Source organism: Stenotrophomonas sp. PS02298, assembly GCF_029959445.1.
GTDB lineage: Bacteria > Pseudomonadota > Gammaproteobacteria > Xanthomonadales > Xanthomonadaceae > Stenotrophomonas.
In genome coordinates this window covers 1-3709 of record NZ_JASCOR010000261.1, presented here as the reverse complement: position 1 = coordinate 3709, position 3709 = coordinate 1, and the positions used below count along the sequence as shown (strand labels likewise).

The following is a 3709-nucleotide window of genomic DNA, read 5'->3' as shown; positions in this document are numbered from 1 at the left end:
GAGCCATGCTCGGCAGGGGCTCTGCCGGTATGGCCCCATGCCGAGCATGGCTCGGCACTACAGGTGAAGCGCTGTATCGTCATGTCCTCGAACTGACTGATCCTGCGTACCTTTCTGTCCAAAAGGACAGCTGCCAGACAACATACAGATGCAACTGTTTCAGGTTTGGTGCACTGCAAAATTGTGCTGATTTTTGCGGTAGGCTTGACGGGTTTCCGCTCTCCAGGCTCTACGTCTTCGATGAACGAGTACCGCAGCAGCGTTGTCTTCGCCACCCCCGACCTGCCACTGCGCGACGATGTGCGCCGCCTCGGCACACTGGTTGGTGATCTGATTTCCGAACAGGTGTCGCCCGGTTTCCTCGACGAGGTGGAAGACGTGCGCACGGCGGCGATTGCCCGTCGTGAAAGCCAGGCGCCATTGGCTCCGCTCAGCGCGCAGCTGGCCGGACGTTCGCCGCGTGATGCAGAAGCGCTGGTGCGCGCTTTCAGCACTTACTTCCAGGTGGTCAACATCGCCGAGCGCGTGCATCGCATCCGCCGCCGTCGTGACTACCAGCGCGCAGGCACCAAACGCCCGCAGCCGGAAGGACTGCATGACGCCTTGCTTGCGCTGAAGGCGCAGGGCGTGACGCCGGAAGAACTGGCGCAGTGGCTGCCGCAGATCGACATCGAGCCGGTGTTCACCGCGCATCCGACCGAAGCCGTGCGCCGCGCGCTGCTGGAAAAAGAACAACTGATGGTTGCCGCGTTGGTCGACAACCTCGACGGTCAACGCACGCCCGGCGAGCAGGCTGCCGATGCCGCACGTTTCCGCATGGCCTTGACCGCCTCCTGGCAGACCGCCGATTCCTCGCCAGTACGCCCAACCGTGGACGACGAGCGCGAGCATGTCGGTTTCTACCTGACCCGCGTGCTGTACCGGGTCATCCCGGTGTTCTACGAATCGCTGGAACAGGCGCTGCGCGACACCTGGGGCCGAACCCTGCCGTTGCCGCGCCTGCTGCGCTTCGGTACCTGGGTGGGTGGCGACATGGATGGCAATCCAAACGTGGATGCCGGCACCATCACCAGTACCTTGAACGCACAACGCAGCGCCGTGCTCGGCCTCTACCTGAAAGACATGGTGGCGCTGGCCAGCCTACTCAGCCAATCGACCGAACTGGTTGGTGTGAGTGCCGAAGTGCAGGCGCGTGTGCAGGAGTACCAGCAGCTGCTGCCGCAGGTGAAGTCTCGCCCGCGCCATGCCGACATGCCGTACCGCCTGCTCAACGATCGCATGCGCGCGCGCCTGCAGGCGACATTGGAAGACGGAACGGGGGCATACGCGTCACCGGAAGAGTTCATCCACGACATCCAGCTCATCCTCGATAGCCTTGAGGCCAACAAGGGCAAACACGCTGGTTGGTTCTCGGTGCGGCGTCTGCTGTGGCGCGTGCGCACGTTTGGTTTCCATCTGGCGCGCCTGGATGTGCGCCAGGAATCCAGTGTGCATTCGCGCGCGCTGGCCGAAGTGCTGGGCGGGCAGGAGGCATTCGACGCGCTGGACGATGCGGCGCGTGCGCAGTTGCTGTCGCCGTACGCCGCAGGCACTGATGTGCTGGCGCGTGGCGAGGATGAAGCCGGGCAGCGACTGGACAAGGTGTTCGCTGCATTGGCCGATGCACGCCGTCGTCATGGTGCCGATGCCTTGGGCAGCTACATCATCTCGATGGCACATGATCGCGGCGACGTGCTCGCGGTGCTGGCATTGGCGCGTCGTGGTGGTCTGCTCGATGCGGATGGCGCAGTGCCGTTGGACATCGCGCCGTTGTTCGAAACCGTCGACGACCTGCAGCGCGGCACCGCTACGCTGCGTGATCTGCTTGCCGATCCGGTCTACCGCAGCCATCTGGCCGCGCGTGATGACGTGCAGATGGTGATGCTGGGCTATTCGGACAGCGGCAAGGACGGCGGCATCGCCGCCTCGCGCTGGGGCCTGCAGCACGCGCAGGTCGAGCTGCTGGAAACGGCGGCGGAATTTGGGGTCAAGCTGACCTTCTTCCACGGCCGTGGTGGTTCCATCAGCCGCGGCGGTACCAAGACCACGCATGCGGTGAACGCCTCGCCACGCGGCAGCATCGGTGGCCGCCTGCGCGTCACCGAGCAGGGCGAAGTGATCCATCGCAAGTACGGTATCCGTGCGTTGGCGCTGCGCTCGCTGGAGCAATCTGCTGGCGCGGTGCTGCGTGCCAGCCTGCGTCCGCGCGCCAGTGAGCCACGCGAGGAACAGTGGAAGCCAGTGATGGCCTTGGTCGCCGAGCAGAGTTCAGTGGCGTATCGCGCCTTTGTCGGCGATGCGCAATTCATGAATTACTTCCGCCAGGCCACGCCCATCGATGTGATCGAACGCATGACGCTTGGTTCACGGCCTTCGCGGCGCCTGGGCCAGGATGCGGCGTTGAGCAATCTGCGGGCGATCCCGTGGGTATTCGCGTGGAGCCAGGCACGTGCGGTAATTCCGGGTTGGTTCGGTGTCGGCAGTGGCCTGCAGGCCGCTGCAGATGCAGGGCATGAGCAGACCCTGCGAGAGATGGCGCATGACTGGCCGTTCTTCGAGACCTTCCTCGATGATATGTCGATGGTGTTGAGCAAGGGCGACATCCATATCGCCGAGCAGTTCTCCAGACTGGCCGGCCCCCTGCACGAGCAGTTCTTCCCGCTGATCCGCGAGGAGCTGGCGTTGACCGCGCATTGGGTGAAGCGCTTGAGCGGCCAGCAGGACCTGCTGGAGCAGGACCCGCGACTGGCCTTGTCGATCCGCCTGCGCAATCCCTACATCGACCCGATCAGCATCCTGCAGGTGGACCTGCTGCAGCGCTGGCGTGCAAGCGACCGCGAAGATGAAGGTCTACTGCGCGCGCTGGTGGCCTGCGTGAACGGCGTATCGCAAGGCGTGCAGAACACCGGCTGATTGCTTTTACCCCCTCCCTTGCGCCGAAGGCGTAGGGGAGGGTTGGGGAGGGGTTGCCCTGCAGGCATTGCAAGCTTCGCGGCTCACGCCGCTCCCACAAAAGACCTAGGCGGCCGGCACCGACAAATCCGCCTCCCCCGACGGATTGCTCTGCAGCAGCTCCAGGTGCCGCTGCTCCATCTCCTGGCGCAGCTGGCGGCGGATCTGCGCGGCAGCGAAGCGACGCTTCTCATCGCTGGTCTCCGGTTGCAGCGACGGCACCGGCGTCGGCCGGCCGTCATCGTCCACCGCCACCATGGTGAAGAAACAACTGTTGGCGTGGCGCACCGCGCCCTTGCGGATGTCCTCGGCCACGACCTTGATGCCGACTTCCATCGACGAGTTGCCGGTGTAGTTGACCGAGGCCAGGAAGGTCACCAGCTCGCCGACGGCAATCGGTTGGCGGAAGGTCACCTGGTCCACTGACAGTGTCACCACATAGTTGCCGGCATAGCGGCTGGCACAGGCATAGGCGACCTGGTCGAGCAGGCGCAGGATCGCGCCGCCGTGGACCTTGCCGGAGAAGTTGGCCATCTCCGGCGACATCAGGACGGTCATCGACAGCTGGTGGGCTTTGTGTTCGCTCATGGCGGTTACTGCGGTTGCGGGACCAGCAGGCTACTCCAGCCGGCGTGCAAGCGATATCGACGACCCCAACTGTAGTGCCGAGCCATGCTCGGCTGGGGGCTCTATCGGGAAGGCCTCTGCCGAGCATGGC

Annotated in this window: 2 protein-coding genes; one reads left to right on the top strand and one right to left on the bottom strand. The window is 64.5% G+C overall.

Annotated elements, in window-relative coordinates:
- The first annotated feature begins 240 nt into the window (after positions 1-240).
- Entirely contained in the window at positions 241-2952 is a 2712-nt protein-coding gene (gene ppc, locus QMX78_RS20660) for a phosphoenolpyruvate carboxylase (RefSeq protein ID WP_282273173.1), read from the top strand.
- Positions 2953-3057: 105 nt separating this feature from the next.
- Here the strand turns inward: ppc and QMX78_RS20655 are convergent, their stop codons facing one another.
- Entirely contained in the window at positions 3058-3579 is a 522-nt protein-coding gene (locus QMX78_RS20655) for an acyl-CoA thioesterase (RefSeq protein ID WP_282273171.1), read from the bottom strand.
- Positions 3580-3709: the final 130 nt, after the last annotated feature.